Origin of the sequence: Actinoallomurus bryophytorum, assembly GCF_006716425.1 — a bacterium.
GTDB lineage: Bacteria > Actinomycetota > Actinomycetes > Streptosporangiales > Streptosporangiaceae > Actinoallomurus > Actinoallomurus bryophytorum.
On sequence record NZ_VFOZ01000001.1, the window covers coordinates 3,916,087 to 3,935,604 of the forward strand.

General features: G+C 70.3%; 16 protein-coding genes. 7 read left to right on the forward strand and 9 right to left on the reverse strand.

Annotated elements, in window-relative coordinates; all coding sequences use genetic code 11:
- Positions 1–125: 125 nt before the first annotated feature.
- Together glpD and FB559_RS18580 are read left to right on the forward strand one after the other, a co-directional pair.
- Positions 126–1,883, forward strand: coding sequence for a glycerol-3-phosphate dehydrogenase (gene glpD / locus FB559_RS18575; protein ID WP_141956797.1), 1,758 nt, complete (start codon positions 126–128; stop codon positions 1,881–1,883).
- A gap of 143 nt (positions 1,884–2,026) precedes the next feature.
- On the forward strand, positions 2,027–3,217 hold the full coding sequence (locus FB559_RS18580) for a phospholipase D-like domain-containing protein (RefSeq protein WP_141956798.1): 1,191 nt from the start codon (positions 2,027–2,029) through the stop codon (positions 3,215–3,217).
- Between the two features lie 4 nt (positions 3,218–3,221).
- Here the strand turns inward: FB559_RS18580 and FB559_RS18585 are convergent, their stop codons facing one another.
- Positions 3,222–3,884: a TetR/AcrR family transcriptional regulator gene (locus FB559_RS18585; protein WP_141956799.1), complete on the reverse strand. Its 663-nt coding sequence runs from the start codon at positions 3,882–3,884 to the stop codon at positions 3,222–3,224.
- A gap of 280 nt (positions 3,885–4,164) precedes the next feature.
- On the opposite strand from FB559_RS18585, the gene FB559_RS18590 reads away from it, so the two are divergent.
- Complete coding sequence (locus tag FB559_RS18590; protein WP_425455073.1) at positions 4,165–5,703, forward strand: succinic semialdehyde dehydrogenase; 1,539 nt, start codon at positions 4,165–4,167, stop codon at positions 5,701–5,703.
- A gap of 19 nt (positions 5,704–5,722) precedes the next feature.
- On the forward strand, positions 5,723–7,447 hold the full coding sequence (locus FB559_RS18595) for a GMC family oxidoreductase (protein WP_141956801.1): 1,725 nt from the start codon (positions 5,723–5,725) through the stop codon (positions 7,445–7,447).
- Here FB559_RS18595 and FB559_RS18600 read toward each other — a convergent pair whose 3' ends face one another.
- Positions 7,448–8,155 carry a DNA alkylation repair protein gene (locus FB559_RS18600; protein ID WP_141956802.1) on the reverse strand — a complete coding sequence of 236 codons (708 nt, stop codon included), beginning with the start codon at positions 8,153–8,155 and terminating at the stop codon, positions 7,448–7,450.
- Positions 8,156–8,241: 86 nt separating this feature from the next.
- Here FB559_RS18600 and guaA point away from each other — a divergent pair, with 86 nt between their 5' ends.
- Positions 8,242–9,813 carry a glutamine-hydrolyzing GMP synthase gene (gene guaA / locus FB559_RS18605; protein ID WP_141956803.1) on the forward strand — a complete coding sequence of 524 codons (1,572 nt, stop codon included), beginning with the start codon at positions 8,242–8,244 and terminating at the stop codon, positions 9,811–9,813.
- A 4-nt stretch (positions 9,814–9,817) separates the two neighbouring features.
- Here guaA and kynU read toward each other — a convergent pair whose 3' ends face one another.
- Both kynU and FB559_RS18615 read right to left on the reverse strand, forming a co-directional pair.
- On the reverse strand, positions 9,818–11,068 hold the full coding sequence (gene kynU / locus FB559_RS18610) for a kynureninase (RefSeq protein WP_141956804.1): 1,251 nt from the start codon (positions 11,066–11,068) through the stop codon (positions 9,818–9,820).
- A 129-nt stretch (positions 11,069–11,197) separates the two neighbouring features.
- Positions 11,198–12,067, reverse strand: coding sequence for a helix-turn-helix domain-containing protein (locus FB559_RS18615; protein ID WP_221640074.1), 870 nt, complete (start codon positions 12,065–12,067; stop codon positions 11,198–11,200).
- A 114-nt stretch (positions 12,068–12,181) separates the two neighbouring features.
- Between FB559_RS18615 and FB559_RS18620 the strand changes: the two genes are divergently transcribed.
- The gene (locus tag FB559_RS18620; protein WP_141956806.1) at positions 12,182–12,880 is read left to right on the forward strand and encodes an SDR family NAD(P)-dependent oxidoreductase; all 699 of its coding nucleotides are present in this window, start codon (positions 12,182–12,184) and stop codon (positions 12,878–12,880) included.
- A 20-nt stretch (positions 12,881–12,900) separates the two neighbouring features.
- Here FB559_RS18620 and FB559_RS18625 read toward each other — a convergent pair whose 3' ends face one another.
- A complete protein-coding gene (locus tag FB559_RS18625) occupies positions 12,901–13,716 on the reverse strand; it encodes an NAD(P)H-binding protein (protein WP_141956807.1) in 816 nt (271 codons plus the stop codon).
- 75 nt (positions 13,717–13,791) lie between these two features.
- Here FB559_RS18625 and FB559_RS18630 point away from each other — a divergent pair, with 75 nt between their 5' ends.
- Positions 13,792–14,385: a TetR/AcrR family transcriptional regulator gene (locus FB559_RS18630; protein WP_141956808.1), complete on the forward strand. Its 594-nt coding sequence runs from the start codon at positions 13,792–13,794 to the stop codon at positions 14,383–14,385.
- Between the two features lie 28 nt (positions 14,386–14,413).
- Here the strand turns inward: FB559_RS18630 and FB559_RS18635 are convergent, their stop codons facing one another.
- The 4 genes from FB559_RS18635 to FB559_RS18650 form a co-directional block, all read right to left on the reverse strand.
- The gene (locus tag FB559_RS18635) at positions 14,414–15,181 is read right to left on the reverse strand and encodes an SRPBCC family protein (RefSeq protein ID WP_141956809.1); all 768 of its coding nucleotides are present in this window, start codon (positions 15,179–15,181) and stop codon (positions 14,414–14,416) included.
- Between the two features lie 132 nt (positions 15,182–15,313).
- Complete coding sequence (locus tag FB559_RS18640; protein ID WP_141956810.1) at positions 15,314–16,159, reverse strand: FAD binding domain-containing protein; 846 nt, start codon at positions 16,157–16,159, stop codon at positions 15,314–15,316.
- Positions 16,156–18,558 carry a xanthine dehydrogenase family protein molybdopterin-binding subunit gene (locus FB559_RS18645; protein ID WP_141956811.1) on the reverse strand — a complete coding sequence of 801 codons (2,403 nt, stop codon included), beginning with the start codon at positions 18,556–18,558 and terminating at the stop codon, positions 16,156–16,158. Before FB559_RS18645 ends, FB559_RS18640 begins: the two co-directional genes overlap by 4 nt.
- The gene (locus FB559_RS18650; RefSeq protein ID WP_141956812.1) at positions 18,555–19,049 is read right to left on the reverse strand and encodes a (2Fe-2S)-binding protein; all 495 of its coding nucleotides are present in this window, start codon (positions 19,047–19,049) and stop codon (positions 18,555–18,557) included. The genes FB559_RS18645 and FB559_RS18650 overlap by 4 nt, the downstream gene beginning before the upstream one ends.
- Positions 19,050–19,518: the final 469 nt, after the last annotated feature.

Sequence of the window (19,518 nt, forward strand, 5' to 3'; positions counted from 1 at the left end):
TCAGGGCGTAGATCGGTAGTCGCGGGGCCTATCTGTCAACCCACCGCCCGCCGTTGTGACTGGACTGATGGCGACATAGCGTGGTCCATGCCGTGGTCATCAAGGCGACGCGAGGGAGTGCGCACATGGTGGATGGGGATTCGGCGAACGGACTCGGCAACTCGCGTCTCGGCCCGGCCGAGCGGGAGACCGCGCTCGAACGCATGGGCACCGAGGAGTTCGACGTCCTCGTGGTCGGCGGCGGCATCGTCGGCGCGGGCGTGGCGCTGGACGCCGCCACACGGGGGCTGAGCGTCGCGCTCATCGAGGCGCGGGACTTCGCCTCGGGCACGTCCTCACGCTCCTCCAAGCTGATCCACGGTGGTCTGCGCTACCTCGAACAGCGCGACTTCGAGCTGGTCAGGGAGGCGCTCACCGAGCGCGGCCTGCTGCTGGGCCGCATCGCACCCCACCTCGTACGCCCGGTGCCGTTCCTGTTCCCGATGACCCACCGCGTCTGGGAGCGTGCCTACATCGGCGCCGGCGTCGCCCTCTACGACGGCCTGTCCCTGTCGATGGGCACCTCGCGCGGCGTCCCCCACCACCGGCACCTGACCCGTACGCAGGCACTCCGCGTCGCACCCTCGCTCAAACGCGAGTCGTTCGTGGGCGCCATCCAGTACTGGGACGCCCAGGTGGACGACGCCCGTTATGTCGCGATGCTCCTGCGTACGGCCGCGGAGTACGGCACCCAGATCGCCTCGCGTACGCAGGCGGTGGGCTTCCTGCGTGAGGGCGAGCGGGTCACCGGCGTCCGCATCCGCGACCTGGAGTCCGAGAGCGAGACCGAGGTACGCGCCAAGCAGGTCGTCAACGCCACGGGTGTCTGGACCGACGACATCCAGGAGCTGGTCGGCGGGCGCGGGCAGATCCACGTGCGGGCCTCCAAGGGCGTGCACCTCGTCGTGCCCAAGGACCGCATCCATTCGGCGAGCGGCATCATCCTGCGTACCGAGAAGTCGGTGCTCTTCGTGATCCCGTGGGGCCGGCACTGGATCATCGGCACCACCGACACGCCCTGGGCGCTCGACAAGGTCCACCCGGCGGCCTCCAAGGCCGACATCGACTACGTGCTCGAGCACGTCAACGCGGTGCTCAACGTGCCCCTCACCCACGATGACGTCGAGGGCGTGTACGCGGGGCTGCGGCCGCTGCTGTCCGGCGAGTCCGACGAGACCTCCAAGCTGTCCCGCGAGCACGTCGTCGCCCACCCGGTCCCCGGGCTGGTGGTGGTCGCGGGCGGCAAGTACACCACCTACCGCGTGATGGCCAAGGACGCCGTGGACGCGGTCGCCCACGGGCTGGACGGCAAGGTGCCGGGCTCCTGCACGGACCAGATCGCCCTGGTCGGCGGCGACGGCTTCCAGGCACTGTGGAACTCCCGTCACCGCCTGTCGGAGGCGTCCGGCCTGCACGTCGCGCGCATCGAGCATCTGCTGGGCAGGTACGGCACGCTGGCGGAGGACCTGCTCGCCCTGATCAAGGAGCGGCCCGATCTCGGCCGTCCCATCGAGGGCGCGGACGACTACCTGCGGGCCGAGATCGTCTACGCCGCCACCCACGAGGGCGCCCGGCACGTGAACGACGTGCTGGCCCGGCGTACCCGCATCTCGATCGAGACCTGGGACCGCGGCATCGGTGTCGCCCGGGAGGCCGCCGAGCTGCTGGCGCCCGAGCTCGGCTGGTCGAAGGAGCAGACCGAACGGGAGATCGAGTACTACGAGAAGCGCGTCGAGGCCGAGCGCATCTCCCAGGAGCAGGAGGGCGACCAGGAGGCCGACGCGACCCGCCGCGGCGTCCCGGACATCGTCCCGACCATGACACCCGACACCCGGGCGAGTTGATCTATCGGCACCCTGACCTGCGGGTTCGGGGAAAATTTTTGACCGTTTGAGACTGTTCTGGCCGTGAGTGTCTCCTGTACGCTTTCCGCACTTCAGTGCTTGTCTGAGCGCTTTGTAGCTCCGTGTCCAGTTCAGGAGTGCATGTGCGGAAGTCCTTGCCGGTCGCCGGGTGCGTGCTCACGGCCTGTCTCATGGGCGCCGGTGTCCTGGCGAAGGTCGCCGGGGCCGAATCGGTCCCGCAGACGGGGCCGATCTTCAACTCCCCGGTCAGCGGCAGCGCGAAGCGTGACGCGATCTCCGCCCGCATCGCCGGCCTGGTCGCGGGCACCCCCAAGGGCGGCCAGATCGCCATCGCGATGTACCACTTCTCCAGCATGGACACGGCCGGCCAGCTCATCGCGGCGGCCAAGCGCAAGGTGAGCGTGCAGGTCGTGCTGGATTATGAGTCCCGGTCCTACGCCGCCTACAAGCGGCTGCGGAAGGGGCTGGGCGGGGACACCAAGAAGTCGTCCTGGGTGGTCGTGTGCGATGAGGACCGCGGCTGCATCGGGCCGGAGTTCAACCACAACAAGTTCTTCCTGTTCTCCAGCACCCGCGGGGCACAGAACATGGTCGTGCAGACCTCCGCGAACGCCACGGACGGTGCCCGCGACACCCAGTGGAACGACGCGCTGGTCCTGCAGGACCCCGCCGTCTACGCGGCCTACCTGGCCTACTTTCGCGACCTGGTCGCCCAGCATCACACCGCGGACTACCACCGCACGGTGCAGGCCGGGAAGTATCGCCTGGACTTCTTCCCCTGGGCGAAGGGCGACCCGATCAGCCAGGCGCTCGACCAGGTCTCCTGCGCCGGCGGCACCCACATCAAACTCAGCCTCGGGCACTTCACCTGGGGGCCGATCGCCCGGCGGCTATGGAAACTGGACGACGCCGGCTGCCGGGTGCAGGTGGTCTTCGACATCGTCGGCCCCGTCGCCATCCACGCCCTCACCAAGAAGGGCGGCGGTCACGGCAACCCCGAGACCCGCTACCTGACCGAGGGCGGCCGGACGACGTACGCGCACTCGAAGTACCTGCTGATCGACGGGCAGTACGAGGGCAAGCCGCAGAAGGTGGTCTTCACCGGCAGCAACAACTACACGACCGTCGGCTTTCACGGGCACGACGAGGCGATGATCACTGTCGCGGACCCGGTGCTGGAGGCGAAGTACGCCACCAACTTCGACGCGGTCTTCGGCCACGGCCACGCCGTGAAGCCCACCGACCCGAGCTCGCTCCCACGAGCCGTACTCGAGCCGGAGGACCCCGGCGAGGCCAACCACAGCCGCGAATAGCCGCTCAGGGGGTGTCTGTCAGGCACCCCTGGGGTAGCACCGGCCCGAGGACGAGGCTCATGCCGGAGCCGTACAGCTCCGCCGGCACGCGGTCGGGGTCGAGCAGGTGCTGGAGTGCCAGCCCGAACTCGATCGCCATGGCCAGCGACGCCCGGTCCTCCGATGACAGGTCGCCGCTGCCGTTGGTCTCGAGCCCGGCGGCGAGCCCCTCGCGGTGGTTCTGGTACCAGTCGGCGATGCGCCAGCCGGCCGAGAAGTCGCGCATGCCGAAGAGCCACAGCTCCATCAGCAGCAGCGCCTTCATGCGCGTCTCCTCGGCGGACAGCCGGCTGGCGTAGTGCCGGCCGGCATCGGCGCATCGGTCCGCGGGAGCGCGGTCGGTGTCACGCAGCTTCGAGGCCGTCCGGCGCCCGAGCTCGAGCTGCGTGTAGCGGTCGAGCAGCGCGAGGATCAGATCGGTCTTGCCCGCGAAGTTGGAGTAGACCGCGCCCTTGGTCATTCCGGCCTGAGCGGCGATCTCATCGAGTGATGCTCCCCGGATGCCGTGCTTGGCCCACAGCCGTTCCGCGGCGTCCAGGAGCGCTGCCCGGGTCTGGGCGCGTTTCTCCTGACGAGGCGTCCGTCTGTCGTCCTCTGGGATGGCGCATTCCTCCGGGTCGGAGATCATCCTTGCCCTTCCGTCGTCGGCCGGTCATCCCTCCAACACCGGGATACAAGGTTTTCTCAATGTGCACCAGTAGAAACGAAACTTGAGTGACCCTAAGGCCCCACCTGAGCCGGCCGAAATGATGTTTGCGGTGTGTCCGCCTTCGCAAAACGGGCGTCAGTTGCCGTTCGGTGGCCAGAAACCGAATCTGGTTCTAGGCTTGCGTCCCATGAGTCCAACCACTGCGTCGTCGGCCGAAGCGTCTGACAAGACGCCCTTGCCGACACCCGCCTCCGGAAGCGTGACCGGACCTTCCGTTCCCTCCGGTCTCCACCGGCTGACCGAGCGGGTGGTGTCCAGCGGAGCGACCACCACGACCACGACGCCGTTCACCGGAGCGCCCCTCGTCGAACTTCCCCTTTCCGGCCCCGCGGACGTGGCGACCGCGTACGACCGCGCCCGCGAAGCCCAGCGGACCTGGGCGGCCCTCTCGCCCGCCGAGCGCGCCGCGCCGTTCATCCGCTTCCACGACGCGATCCTGGACCGTCGGGACGAGATCCTCGACATCGTCCAGCTGGAGACCGGCAAGGCTCGCCGGCACGCGTTCGAAGAGGTCATGGACGCGGCCGCCGGCACGCTCTACTACGCGCGCCAGGCGCCGAAGCTGCTGAAGCCCCAGCGCCGGCAGGGCAGCATGCCGCTCGCGACGCGTACGGTCGAGCTCCGCCAGCCCAAGGGCGTCGTCGGGCTGATCTCGCCGTGGAACTACCCGCTGGCGCTGAGCGTCCCCGACGCCGTCCCGGCGCTGCTCGCGGGCAACACGCTCGTGCACAAGCCGGACACCCAGACGTCACTGTCCACGCTGTGGTCGATCAACCTGCTGGTCGAGTGCGGGATGCCGGCCGACATCTGGCAGGTCGTGATCGGTGACCCCGCGGAGATCGGCGACGCGCTGATCGAGTCGGCCGACTACCTGTCGTTCACCGGCTCCACCCGCGGCGGGCGTGCGATCGCGGAGAAGGCGGCAGGCCGGCTGATCGGCTACTCGCTGGAGCTCGGCGGCAAGAACCCGATGATCGTGCTGGACGACGCGGACGTCGAGAGCGCCGCCAAGGGCGCGATCCGCGCGTGCTTCGCCAACGCCGGGCAGCTGTGCATCTCGATCGAGCGCATGTACGTCCACGACAAGATCTTCGACCGTTTCGCAGAGCGCTTCGCGGAGCGCGTACGCGACATGCGTCTCGGCGACGGCTACGAAGCCGACATGGGGTCGCTGACCTCACAGCGTCAGCTCGACACCGTCACCCGGCACGTCGAGGAGGCCGTCGAGAAGGGCGCCAGGGTCCTCGCGGGAGGAAAGGCGCGTCCCGACACCGGCCCGTACTTCTACGAGCCCACCGTGCTCACAGGCGTCGGTGATGACATGGAGCTGTGCCGGTCGGAGACGTTCGGGCCGGTAGTGTCGCTGTACCGGTTCTCCGGTGACGACGAGGCCGTCGAACTCGCCAACGACACCGACTACGGGCTGAACGCCAGCGTCTGGACCGGTGACGTCGGCCGCGGAAATCGCGTCGCCGCGCGGATCAAGGCCGGCTCGGTCAACATCAACGAGGGATACGGCGCCACGTACGCTTCCTATGACGCGCCGATGGGCGGGATGAAGAGCTCCGGCGTGGGCCGGCGGCACGGATCGGAGGGTCTGCTGAAGTACACGGAGGCCCAGGCCGTCGCCAGCCAGCGCTGGATCGGATTCGAACCGGCTGGGAAGATGTCGTACGCCAGATACGCGGCCATGCTCAGCGGCGCGTTGAAGACCATGAAGCGCCTTCGTTTCAGGTAGGGGCCGGCTGGGAGGGACCGTGGTCAGCACCGGTACGGACTACGACGTCGTCGTGGTCGGTTCGGGGTTCGGCGGCAGTGTCACCGCGCTGCGCCTCACCGAAAAGGGATACCGGGTCGCCGTGGTCGAGGCCGGGCGCCGGTTCGACGACCCGGACGGCGAGCCGGGCACCCGCCACCGCGAGCTGCCGAAGACCTCCTGGCGCACCCGCAAGTACCTGTGGGCGCCGGGCCTGGGCATGACCGGCATCCAGCGCATCCACCTGCTGCGCGGCGAGAAGGGCTCGCGGGTCCTCATCCTCGCCGGGGCCGGCGTCGGCGGGGGATCGCTGGTCTACGCCAACACGCTGTACGAACCCCCGGCTCCGTTCTTCGAGGACCCCCAGTGGCGCCACATCACCGACTGGAGAGCCGAGCTGGGGCCCTTCTATGACCAGGCGCGGCGGATGCTCGGCGTCCGTACGAACCCGACGACGACACCGGCCGACGCGGCGGTGAAGCGGGTCGCCGAGCGGATGGGCCGGGGCGAGACCTTCCATCTCACCCCGGTCGGCGTGCTCTTCGGCGAGGCCGGCGAGCGGGTCGAGGACCCCTACTTCGGCGGCGCCGGCCCGCGCCGTGTCGCGTGCACCGAGTGCGGCTCGTGCATGACCGGCTGCCGCGTCGGCGCCAAGAACATGCTCACCGAGAACTACCTCTACCTGGCCGAGCACGCCGGCGCCGACGTAGTGGCGATGACCACGGTGACCGCCGTACGGCCGAGGCCCGAGGGCGGCTACTCGGTCGAGACCCGGCGTACGGGCCGGCGGGCGCGGCGTACCCTCACCGCCGAGCACGTGGTGTTCGCCGCCGGGACGTACGGCACGCAGCGGCTGCTGCACCGGATGCGGACCACCGGAGTGCTGCCCCATCTCTCCGAGCGGCTCGGCGTGCGCACCCGGACCAACTCCGAGGCGATCCTCGGCGTCGAGAGGTTCGGCCGCGAGGGCGATGACCACTCCCGCGGGGTGGCGATCACCTCCTCGTTCCACCCGGACGAGCACACCCACATCGAGCCGACGCGCTACGGTCCGGGCTCCAACGCCATGGGCGGCCTCCGGTCGCTGCTCGTCGACGGCGGCGGCCGTACGCCCCGCTGGGTGAAGTTCCTCGGCCAGGCCGCGGCCCACCCGCGGGACCTCGTGCACCTGCCGAACCTCCGGGACTGGTCCCGCCGTACGATCGTCGCCCTGGTCATGCAGACCCTCGACAACTCGATCACCGTCGTGCCCTCGGCGTCCGGGCGCGGCATGCGGGCCCGGCGTGGCCACGGCGAGCCGAGCCCGACCTGGATCCCGCAGGCGCACCGGGCGGTCCGGATGCTGGCCGAGGAGATGGGCGGCATGGCCGGAGGCACCTGGCTGGACCTGTTCAACATCCCGACGACCGCGCACTTCATCGGCGGCTGCACGATCGGCTCGTCGCCGGCGGAGGGCGTGATCGACCCGTACCACCGGGTGTACGGCCATCCGGGCCTGCACATCGTGGACGGCTCGGCGGTCTCGGCCAACCTCGGGGTCAACCCGTCACTCACGATCACCGCCCAGGCCGAACGCGCGATGGCGTTCTGGCCCAACCGCGACGAGGCCGACCCACGCCCTGACCTCGGGACGGCCTACGAACGCCTCAGCCCGGTGCCGCCGAACTCCCCGGCCGTGCCCACCGGCGCCCCGTCCGCCCTGCGGCTCCCCATCTCACCGGCCTAGTCAGCGGGCCCGGTAGGCGGCGAGCAGGTCCTCACGGTCCTTTTCGGGGAGGTGGCGTACGGCCTCGCGGATCGTGACGCCCGACACCACGGCCACGCGGTCGCGTACCCAGGTGGTCACCCATGCCGGGTCGGACCTGGCCAGTTCGCGCAGCACCCAGCCGAGTGCCTTGCGGATGAAGAACTCCCGCTCCCCGATGAGGGCGTCGCCGTGGCGGGAGAGCCGGTCCAGGTCGGGGCCGCCCGAGCGGATGCCCGGCAGCAGCGCGAGCAGCGACGTGCGACGGATCCAGAAGTCGTCATCGCCCGCCCACGTGTCGAGGGTGGCGGCGAGCGGCGGATACCGCGTGACCAGGCCACCGACGACCTTGACGGCCAGCGCGTCCACGTACGCCCAGGTGCGGGAGGCGCGGATCAGCCGTTCGGCCACGGCCAGGTCGGTCGCGGTCAGCAGCGGGGTGTTGCGGATCAGTACCTCGATCGCCGCCATCCGGTGTTCGTGCACCGGCTCGTGCCAGAGCTCCTCGACCAGGGCCAGCGTCCGCTCGCGGTCCAGTCCTTTCGCGGCGGCGACCGCGACCCCGCGCAGGGCGGGCAGGCCCACGCCCAGATGGCGCAGGTCGCTCTTCAGATAGCGCTTGTCCTGCTCGGCGCGGACCGGGTCGGCCAGCTCGCCCAGCCGTGCCTCGATCTCGCCTGCGGCCGTCATCGGATCAGTATGGCCCCCACGAGGAAAAACACCCCCGGTCCCGGCACTAGACTGTTGCCATCCCGCGACTCCGAAAGGCGTTCTTGGTGTCCGTCGAGTCAGTCGAGCAGTCCTTCGACACGGTCCTCGTTGTCGACTTCGGGGCGCAGTATGCGCAGCTCATCGCGCGCCGCGTCCGAGAGTGTCACGTGTTCAGCGAGATCGTGCCCTCGACCATGCCGGTCGCCGAGATGCTCGCCAAGCGGCCGAGGGCGATCATCTTGTCCGGCGGTCCCGCGTCGGTGTACGAGCCCGGCGCTCCCGCGGTGCCCGACGGCCTGTTCGAGGCCGGGGTGCCCACACTCGGGATCTGCTATGGCTTCCAGGTGATGGCGCGCGACCTGGGCGGCACGGTCGCCAACTCCGACATCGCCGAGTACGGCCGTACCGACCTGACCGTGATCGAGGAGGGCACGCTCCTCGCCGGGCTGCCCGACGAGCAGTCCGTCTGGATGTCGCACCGGGTCACCTGCAGCGTGCCGCCCACCGGCTTCACGGTGACGGCGCGCACCGGCAGCGCTCCGGTCGCGGCGATGGAGGACCCCTCGCGCGACTTCTACGGCGTGCAGTTCCACCCGGAGGTCATGCACACCGACCACGGGCTCGCGGTGCTGCGGCACTTCCTTGCCGCGGCCGGCTGCCGCCCGTCGTGGACGATGGTCAACATCGTCGAAGAGTCCGTCGAGGCCGTTCGCTCCCAGGTCGGCGGCAAGCGGGCGGTCTGCGGACTGTCCGGCGGGGTCGACTCCGCGGTGGCCGCCGCGCTCGTCCAGCGGGCGATCGGCGACCGCCTCACCTGCGTCTTCGTCGACCACGGGCTTCTTCGCAAGGGCGAGGCGCAGCAGGTCGAGCAGGACTTCGTCGCCGCGACCGGTGTCGACCTCAAGGTCGTCGACGCCGCCGACCGGTTCCTGAAGGCGCTCGACGGCGTCACCGATCCCGAGGACAAGCGCAAGATCATCGGTCGGGAGTTCATCCGGGTCTTCGAGGAGGCCGCGCGCGAGGTCGTGGACGTCCACGGCGAGGCCGTGGAGTTCCTCGTCCAGGGCACGCTCTACCCCGACGTGGTCGAGTCCGGCGGGGGCACGGGTGCGGCCAACATCAAGTCCCACCACAACGTCGGCGGCCTGCCGGACGATCTTCAGTTCTCCCTGGTCGAGCCGTTGCGCACGCTGTTCAAGGACGAGGTACGCCGGCTGGGCGAGGAGCTCGGGCTGCCGCAGGAGATCGTCTGGCGTCAGCCGTTCCCCGGCCCGGGGCTCGGCATCCGGATCATCGGCGCGGTGACGCACGACCGGCTCGACCTGCTGCGCGAGGCCGACGCGATCGCCCGCGAGGAGCTCACCAGGGCCGGTCTCGACCGCGACATCTGGCAGTTCCCCGTCGTGCTGCTCGCCGACGTGCGCTCGGTGGGCGTGCAGGGCGACGGCCGCACCTACGGACACCCCGTCGTGCTCCGCCCGGTGACCAGCGAGGACGCGATGACCGCCGACTGGGCGCGGCTGCCGTACGACGTCCTGCAGCGGATCTCCACCCGCATCACGAACGAGGTCGCCGACGTCAACCGCGTGGTGGTCGACATCACGAGCAAGCCGCCGGGCACGATCGAGTGGGAGTGACCGGTCAGGTCACCCGCGCCGGCTCGCCGGAGAAGCGCTCGTAGGACCTGTCGGCCATGATCTGCCGCAGCCGGCTCAGGCCGTCCCAGACGTCCGTGAAGCCGGTGCTGACCGGCGCGGGGCCAAGGCGCAGGCGGTCGGGGGTCCGGTAGTCCGGGATCACCTTCGCCTCGACCAGCGCCTGCGTGATGCGCCAGGCGTCCGGGTGGCGCAGCGAGACGTGCGAGCCGCGCCGTCGCGGATCGGCGGGGGTGGCGAGGTCGAAGCCGGGCAGCCAGGCGCCGGCCAGCTCGATGACGTAGTCGGTGAGCGCGATGCCCTTGGCCTGCAGCCGGTCGATGCCGGCCTCGGCGAGCACCCGTACACCCTCCTCGACGGCGGCGATCCCCACCACGGCCGGCGTCCCGGCCAGATAGCGGTCGATTCCCGGCACGGGATCATAGGAGGGGCCCATCGCGAACTGGTCCCGCTGGCCGAACCAGCCCCAGATCGGCTGCCGCAGCGCGGCCTGCAGCTCGTCGCGCACGTAGAGGAACGCCGGGGATCCGGGGCCGCCGTTCAGATACTTGTAGGTGCAGCCGACCGCGAGATCGGCGCCGGAGGCGTCCAGCTCGACGGGTACGGAGCCGGCGGAGTGACACAGGTCCCACAGGACCAGGGCTCCCGCGTCGTGGACGATCGCGTTGACGGCCGCCATGTCGAGCAGCGCGCCGGAGCGGTAGGCGACGTGGGAGAGACTGACCAGCGCGGTGTTCTCGTCCACGACGTCGCGCAGCAGGTCCGGGTCGAGACCGTCGTCGATGTCGGTGTGCACGACGCGCAGCTCGGCGCCGCGCTGAGCCGCCAGCCCCTGCAGGACGTAGCGGTCGGTGGGGAAGTTGTCGTCGTCGGTGATGATCACGCTGCGGTCCGGCCGGGCGTCCAGTGCGGCCGCGGCCAGCTTGTACAGGTTCACCGTGGTCGAGTCCGAGACCACGACCTGGCCCGCGGCCGCGCCGAGGAGCGTGGAGCCGATCAGGTCGCCCGCGCGTGACGGCAGGTCCACCCAGTGCCGCCAGGACCGGATGAGGCCGGCCCCCCATTCGTCCCGTACGACCTGGGCGATCCGGTCCGCGGTCGCCTTCGGCAGCCGGCCGAGTGAGTTGCCGTCGAGATAGATGAGCTCGGGGTCGTCGACCACGAAGGCGTCACGCAGTGACACGAGCGGATCGGCCGCATCGAGCGCGACGGCACGCTCACGGGACAAATCGGTCATGAGCTCACTTTAGGCGCGTGCGCTCCGCCGCCGGCGGGATCCTCAACCGTTCTGCGGCCCCACGGCCAAGCCGCTTGCCCGTCCCGGTAGCGACGGGCACGGGTGTCACCCGTCGCGGACGGCTTGCCTTCACCCGCCCACCGGGGTGTGAGCGTGGCCGGTGACCGCGGCGAGCCGCAGCTTGGTCTCGTCCGCGCTGCCGGGCGCGGTGGTCATGATCACGATCTTGCGATCGGAGTCGCCGTCGGTCAGCACGTCGCAGTCGACCGTGACCGGCCCGACCGACGGGTGCTCGATCGTCTTGTGGTCCTCGCGGTGAGCGGACACCGTGCCGGTCGCCCAGAGTTCGGCGAACCGCCGGCTGCCCATGCTCAGGTCGTGGATCAGCTCTGCGAGGCGCGCGTCCTGAGGGAAGCGGCCGGTGGCGCGGCGCAGGTCGGACACGACGGCGAGGTCGGTGGTGTCCCTGTCCAGTTCGGTCACCGGCCATGCCGCGAGGCGAGCGGGACCGTCATCCACCGGGAACCTGTCACGGGCGAAATTGCGCAGCCGCGGTGGTGACGACGAGGGATCGCCCAGCAGCGCGGCCCAGCTCCGGTTCCACCAGATCAGCTGCCAATCCGCCGCGAACACGGCGACCGCGACATCTCCGAGCCGAGTGAGCACCCGGTGAACGCCGGGTGGGATGTGGTCGGAGATCGCGTCGTCCGCCGGCGGTACGAGACGGGCCAGCCGGTACAGATGGTCCCGTTCGGCGAGGGTCAGCTGCAGGGCGCGCGCGAGGGACGCGATCACCTGTGCCGAGGGCGTCGTGGCCCGTCCCTGCTCCAGGCGTACGACGTAGTCGACCGACACCCCGGCGAGTTCGGCGAGCTCCTCGCGGCGTAGCCCGATCGCGCGGCGTGCCCGGCCCACCGGCAGCGCCGCGGCCGACGGGGGCAGCCGATCCCGCCACGTGCGGATCATCGCGCCCAGCCCGGCCCCGGGTGTCGTGGTCATGACATCCATCTTGCTGCTCTCCGGTCCTCGAACGCGCTATCGATGGTGGTACCGCTGTTCCTACCGTCGAGGCGTCTCTGGCTGGACGCCACGGGCGGACCGGACACTGGCCACATGACGATCACCTTCATCACCGGAGCGAACAAGGGGCTCGGCCGCGAGACCGCCCGCCGCCTCATCGAACTCGGGCACACCGTGCTCGTCGGGGCCCGCGACCCCGAAAGGGGCGCACGGGCCGCCGCGGCGCTCGGCGCGCGGTTCGTCCGCATCGACGTGACCGATGACGCGTCCGTCGCCGCCGCGGCCGCGGACGTCGCCGATCACGAGGGCTTGATCGATGTTCTGGTCAACAACGCCGGCGTTCACGGCCCCTTCGGTGACCCCACCGGCCTGACCGGTACCGACGCGCTCAGTGTCTTCGACGTCAATATCGCCGGTGTGGTCCGTACGACCACCGCGTTCCTGCCGCTGCTGCGCCGATCATCGGACCCGGTCATCGTCAACGTCAGCAGCGGAATGGGCTTGCTGGCCTACACCCATGACCCGGCACGGCCCGAGTCTTCGGTGGTCGCACCGCTCTACACCGCCTCGAAGGCGGCGCTCACGATGCTGACCACCCAGTACGCCAAGGCACTGCCGGACGTGCGCGTCAACGCCGCCGACCCCGGCTACACGGCGACCGATCTGAACGGCAACAGCGGCCCTCAGACCGTCACCGAGGGCACGGACGCGATCGTCGGCCTGGCGACCGAAAAGCCCGGCGCGGGCTCCGGACGCTTCGTCGACCGGACCGGCGAGATCTCCTGGTCCTGACCCGGGCGCGCCTCGATTTCTCACCGGAAGGCCGCGACGTTACGCCTCGCCCAGTCGGCGAAGGTACGCGGCGCGCGGCCGAGGATGTGCTCGACGGCGGGACTCACCTCGCGTTCGGCGGCGGTGGGCTCACCGAGGATGGCGAGGGTCCCCTCGACGACCGGCTCGGGCATGAACCCCAGCATCTGCGCACGCGCCTCCTCCCGTGTCTGCTCGACGAACCGCACCGGCGTGCCCAGCGCGTCGCCGATGGCCCTCGCGCGCTCGCGCGGGGTGATGGGCGCCGGTCCGGTGAGTTCGTAAGTGCGGTCCGTGTGGCCGGCCTGGCGCAGGGTCGCGGCGGCGACCTCGGCGATGTCCCCGGGGTCGATGGCGGGCAGCCCGACGTCCCCGAACGGCGCGGCGGCCGTCCGCTCCGCGCGTACGGACTCGGCCCACGCGTAGGTGTTGGTGTGGAAGCCGCCCGGCCGCAGGACCGTCCAGTCCAGGCCCGACCGGCGCACGGCGTCCTCGAACGCCACAGGGTGGGGGTAGGCCTCCGGCCGCGTCCCGGCGCCCTGCGAGGAGAGCAGGACGACGCGCCGGACCCCGCCCGCGCGGGCCACGTCGAGGATCCCCCGCGGATCCTCACCCGCGACGAGCAGGAACAGCGCGTCGGCCCCCTCCATCGCGGTCCGCAGGCTCACGGGTTCGGCGAGGTCGGCCTGCCAGTGCCGTACGCCCTCGGGCGTCCGCTCCGGTCGCCGGGAGACCGCCCGCACCGTCTCGCCCGCCGAGGCGAGAGTCCGTACGAGCTCGCGTCCGACGTTCCCGGTCGCACCCGTTACCACGATCATGGTTCCACCTTAGTTAGTCGACTGACTGACAAAGAACCTAACGGCCGCCGGTGCCGTGCGTCTACAGTTAGTCGGGTGACTGACTCAAAAACGGCCCCGCGGCGATCAGGGAAGCGGGAGCGGCTGGTCACCGCCGCGGCGCGGGTGCTCCACGAGCAGGGCGTCGAGCGGACCACACTCGCCGACATCGCCCAGGCGGCCGACATCCCGGTGGGCAACGTCTACTATTACTTCAAGACCAAGGACCAGCTCGTCGGGGCGGCGATCGACGCGCACGCGCGCGGTCTCCAGGTCGTCATCGACGCGCTCGACCGGCTGCCTGCGCCGCAGGAGCGGCTGAAGGCCCTCATCCGTGGCTGGGTGGAACAGCGTGACCTCGCGGCGCGCTACGGCTGCCCCACCGGCACCCTCGCCTCCGAGCTCGACAAACGTTCCCCGGAAAGCGACGAGGGCGGCCTCGGCCGAGAGGTCGCCGAGGTCATGCGCCGGCTGCTCGACTGGGCGGAGGGACAGTTCGAGGAGATGGGCCGGAGCGACGCGAGAGAGCTGGCGGTCGCGCTGGTCGCCGCCTACCAGGGGATCTCCCTGCTCACCAACACCTTCCGCGACCCCGAGCTCATGGCCACCGAAGGCCGCCGCCTCGAGCGCTGGATCGACTCGCTCGCCTGACGCCGGCCGGGGAACAGAGCGCCTGGGCTCAGCGGCGGCGGATCCGCCTGATGATGCGCCGGAGTGTCCACGCGGCGGCCAGGCCCGCGACCACGGGGGCCAGGCGCTTGGCGATCGAGGGGCCCGCGAACTCCAGCAGGTCGATGGCGTCCTCATCTGAGGAGCGGGCCGCGCGTTCTCTCGGTGCGGGGGCCGGTGAGGGCTTGGGAGTCTCCTGCGGCGCGGCGTCCTCGCCGGTCCCGGCCTCCGCGGGGACGACCTGCGGCTCGGCCGGTTCCGCTGCGGCGGTTTCGGGCGCCGGTGCGGCGGCGGGCGCCTCCGGCGCGGCGGCGCTCGCCTCGGCCGGGGACTCCTCGCGGGTGATCTCCTTCTCGAGGTTGCCGGCGAACCGGGTGATCAGCTTGCCGCCCACCTCGGACAGGATGTTGCGGCCGAACTGCGCGGGACGCCCGGTGACGTTCAGCTTCGTGTGCACGGTGACGCGCGTCCGCTCGCCCTCGTCGTGCATCTGCGCCTGTACGGTGGCGCTGGCCGTACCGGAGCCGCGCGCCTCCTTGCCGGTGCCCTCGATGGTCACTGTGTGGGCGCCCTCGTCCTGCGAGGCGATCCTGGCCAAGCCCTTGTAGGTGATGGTCATCGCCCCGAGCTTGACCTTGAGGCGGCCGGTGAACTCGTCGCCGTCGACCGAGTCCAATGTCGCTCCGGGCAAGCAGGGTGCGATCCGCTCGACATCGAGCAGGACCGGCCACGCCTGGTCGACCGGCACGGGAACGGTGAATTCGTGATCGAGTTCCATTGCCTTCCTCCTAGCCTCCTCCAAAGCAGCGTACGGGGGCCGTCAACGAGGCCGGCGAAGGGCCCTGCTCCGCCGGCGCCGGGGTACACACGATGCGTACCCCGGCGCCGGCGAGGCGAAATGTGACCGCGCTTACGCGCCGGCCGCCTTGGACAGGGCCCGTGCGGTCAGGACCTGGGCGAGGTGCCGGCGATATTCGGCGGACCCGTGCAGGTCACTCGGCGGGCTGGTGCCATCGGCGGCGTTCTCGGCCGCCGCGCGGAACGCCTCGCGGTCCGCGGCGCCACCGGCGACCGCGTCCTCGACCGCGGACGCGCGTACCGGCCTGGACCCCATGTTGGTCAGGCCGATCCGTGCCCCGGTGATCCCGCCGTTCGAACGCTCGACGAGACACGCGACGCCGACGATGGCCCAGGCCTGCGCGGTGCGGTGGAACTTCTCGTAGTGAAAGCCCCAGCCCGCGTACGCCTTCGGCAGACGCACGCCCACCAGGACCTCGTCGGGTTCGAGCGCCGAGGTCAGGTAGTCCGAGAAGAACTCACCGGCCGGGATCTCCCGCGACGAGGTCACGAACACCGCGTCCATGGCGACCGCGACGGCCGGCAGGTCGCCCGCCGGGTCCGCGTGCGCCAGGGAGCCGCCGAACGTGCCCCGATGGCGTACGGCAGGGTCGGCGACGGTCGAGGTGGCCGCCGCGACCAGCGGCGCGTACTCGCGGATCAGCGGGTCGCGCATCACCTCGTAGTGCGTGGTCATGGCGCCGACGAGCAGCGACGAGCCCTCATCGCGTACGCCGTGGAGCTCCGGCACCGAACCGACGTCGACGAGGACCTCCGGATAGGCCAGCCGCAGCCGCAGGAGCGGCAGCAGGCTCTGCCCGCCGGCGATCACCTTGCCCTCGTCGCCGGCATCGCGTAGCGCCGTGACGGCCTCGTCCAGCGACGACGGCCGTACGTAGTCGAACGATCCGGGAATCATGCCTCACCTCCGGCCGATCCAAGCCCGCCGCCCGCTCCGGGCCGGGGAGAGTGTTCGGGCCCGCCGCCTCTGATCGCCCGCCAGACGCGTTCGGGAGTGCAGGGCATCGGCACGTCGGCCACGCCGTACGGGCGGAGCGCGTCGACGATGGAGTTGACCACGGCGGGAGTAGAGGCGATCGTGCCGGCCTCGCCGACGCCCTTGACGCCCAGGGGGTTGGTCGTGGCGGGCGTCTCGGTGCGGTCGGTGGTGAACGTCGGCAGGTCCGTGGCCGAGGGCACCAGATAGTCGGCCATCGTCGTGGTCGTCAGGTTGCCGTCGGCGTCGTAGACCGCCTCCTCGTACAGCGCCTGCGCGATGCCCTGGGCGAGGCCACCGTGCACCTGCCCTTCGACGATGAGCGGGTTGACCACCTTGCCCACGTCGTCCACCGCGATGTAGGAGCGGATCTTGGCGAACCCGGTCTCGGTGTCCACCTCCACGGCGCACAGGTGCGTGCCGTGGGGGAAGGAGAAGTTGTCCGGGTCATGGGTGGCGTCGGAGTCCAGTGAGGGCTCGAACCCCTCCGGCAGGTCGTGCGCCGCGAAGGTGGCCAGCGAGATCTCCTGGATGCTCCGCGTCTGGTCGGGCACGCCGCGTACCGAGAACGAGCCGCCCGCGAACTCGATGTCCTTCTCGTCGGCCTCCAGCAGATGGGCGGCCACCCGCTTGGCCTTCTCGACCACCTTGTCGCACGCGTTGTAGAGCGCGACGCCGCCGACCGCGAGCGACCGGGAGCCGTAGGTGTCCATGCCCTTGGGCGAGATGCCGGTGTCGCCGTGCAGCACGCGTACGTCCTCGAACGGCACGCCGAGCCGGTCGGCGGTGATCTGTGCCCACGCGGTCTCATGCCCCTGTCCGTGGGCGGAGGAACCGGTCACCACCTCGACCTTGCCGGACGGCAGTACGCGTACGGACGCGTGCTCCCAGCCACCGGCGCCGTACGCCAGCGAGCCCAGCACACGGGACGGGGCCAGGCCGCACATCTCGGTGAAGGTCGAGACGCCGATGCCGAGCTGTACGGGGTCCTGCCGCTCACGCCGCTCGGCCTGTTCGGCGCGTAGCGCGTCGTAGTCGAACAGCTCCGTGGCCTTGTCCGTGGCGGCCTCGTAGTTGCCCGAGTCGTAGGTGAGCCCGGCGATCGTGTCGTAGGGGAACTCCTCGTGCGTGATCCAGTTGCGGCGGCGCACCTCGAGCGGGTCGAGAGACAGCTCGTTCGCGAGCTCGTCCATCAGGCGCTCGATCCCGAACGTCGCTTCGGGCCGGCCGGCTCCCCGGTAGGCGTCGGTCGGGGTCTTGGTGGTGAAGATCCCGGCGCACTTGAAGGTGTAGGCGTCCATCTTGTAGATGCCGTTGAACATGAACGCGCCGAGCAGCGGAACGCCGGGCGTGACCAGCATCAGATAGGCGCCCATGTCCGCGAGCAGGTCGACCTTCAGGCCGCGGATGCGGCCGTCCGCCTCGGCGGCGAGGGACAACCGCTGGATCTGGTCGCGGCCGTGGTGCACGGACGCGTTGCCCTCGCTGCGCGACTCGGTCCACTTGACCGGACGGCCGAGCCGTCTGGCCAGCAGCAGGCAGATGACCTCCTCGCTGTACACCTGCAGTTTCGAGCCGAACCCGCCGCCGACGTCGGGCGCGATGACCCGCAGCCGGTGCTCGGGGATGCCGGTCACGGTGGCCAGCATGAGCCGCAGGATGTGCGGGATCTGCGTGGCCGACCACATCGTGTACTCATCGCCGACCACGGAACAGACGACCGCACGGGGCTCCATGGCGGTCGGGATGAGGCGCTGCTGTATGTAGCGGCGCTCGATCACGACGGGGGCGTCGCGGAAGGCGGCGTCGATGTCACCGGCCTCGAAGACCCACTCGTAGGACTGGTTGGTGCCCTTGTCGGAGTGGACGAGGTCGGCGCCCTCCTTGATCGCCTCCTCCATGTCGAGTACGGCCGGGAGCGTCTCGTAGTCGACGTCGATCGCCTCGAGCGCGTCCGCCGCGGCGTACCGGTCGCGGGCCACGACGACGGCCACGGGCTCACCGGCGTAGCGCACCTCGTCCACCGCGATCGGCGGATGGTCCGGCAGCACCATGTCCTCGGTGACCGGCCACGCACAGGGCAGGCTGCCCTGCTCGTCGGCGAAGTCCGCGCCGCTGAACGCGGCGACCACGCCGGGCCGCTGGCGCGCGGCCTCGACGTCGACGCGGGTGATGCGAGCGTGGCTGACGGGGCTGCGCAGGAACGCGACATGGAGCAGGCCGGGAAGCTGGATGTTGTCGGTCCAGTTGGTCTGGCCGGTGATCAGCTTGGCGTCCTCGGAGCGCAGGCGCGCGCTGCCGATCTCGGGAGCGGCCGTCATCGCGTGGCCTCCTCTTGTGCCGGGCTCTGCCGCATCGCACCGGCGGCGTTACGCACGGCGCGCACGATGTTCTGGTAGCCCGTGCACCGGCACAGGTTGCCTTCGAGCCCCTCGCGGACCTCCTGGTCGGACGGGTCGGGGTTCTCGCGGATCAGGTCGAGCGCCGCCATGATCATGCCGGGGGTGCAGTAGCCGCACTGCAGGGCGTGCTCCTCGTGGAAGGCCTGCTGCAGGGGATGCAGCCCATGGCCGTCGCCGAGGCCCTCGATGGTGGTGACGTCCTTGCCGTCCGCCTGTACGGCGAGGACGGAGCAGCTCTTGACGCTCATCCCGTCGAGGAGAACGGTGCAGGCGCCGCAGTTCGATGTGTCGCAGCCGATGGGTGTACCCACCTTGCCCAGACGGTCGCGGAGATAGTGGGCGAGTAGAAGACGGGGTTCGACGTCATCGTCGTACTTGACTCCGTCGACCTCTACGGACACGCGCGGCATTCGTCCTCCCTGGGAGATGTGATTCGGATAGGGCCGTGCCGAATCAGGGAGGAGGTCCGCGGACCGTGAAGGGAATTGCTGCTGGCCACATCGCATTGCCTTCTTCGTCGAAGGAAGTGGCATTGGCGACGTTCGCCCATGCGGAAGCTCCACGCCAGCCCCCTCTGGCGCTTTCCGTGCTGGGTTTGCGTCAGTCCTTACCGGATTTATCAGGCGTTTTCGCCTCGCGTGTCCGCCGTACGGCCGAGCGGTGCTTGCGACGTAACCGCGCGGATGCCCGGCGAATGCGTTTGGTACGGCTGCGCGCCATCACGATCTCCCATGGGAGGAGGCTTCTAGTGCCAACGTAAGCCTCAATACCCCCGTGAGACCAGACCTGAGCACCGTGTGATCGCCTCAGGAGTCACGCGAGTTTCGCGGCAGGGAAACTGCCGTATTAGTTAGTAGTTGCGAGCCCCATAAGGGTGGC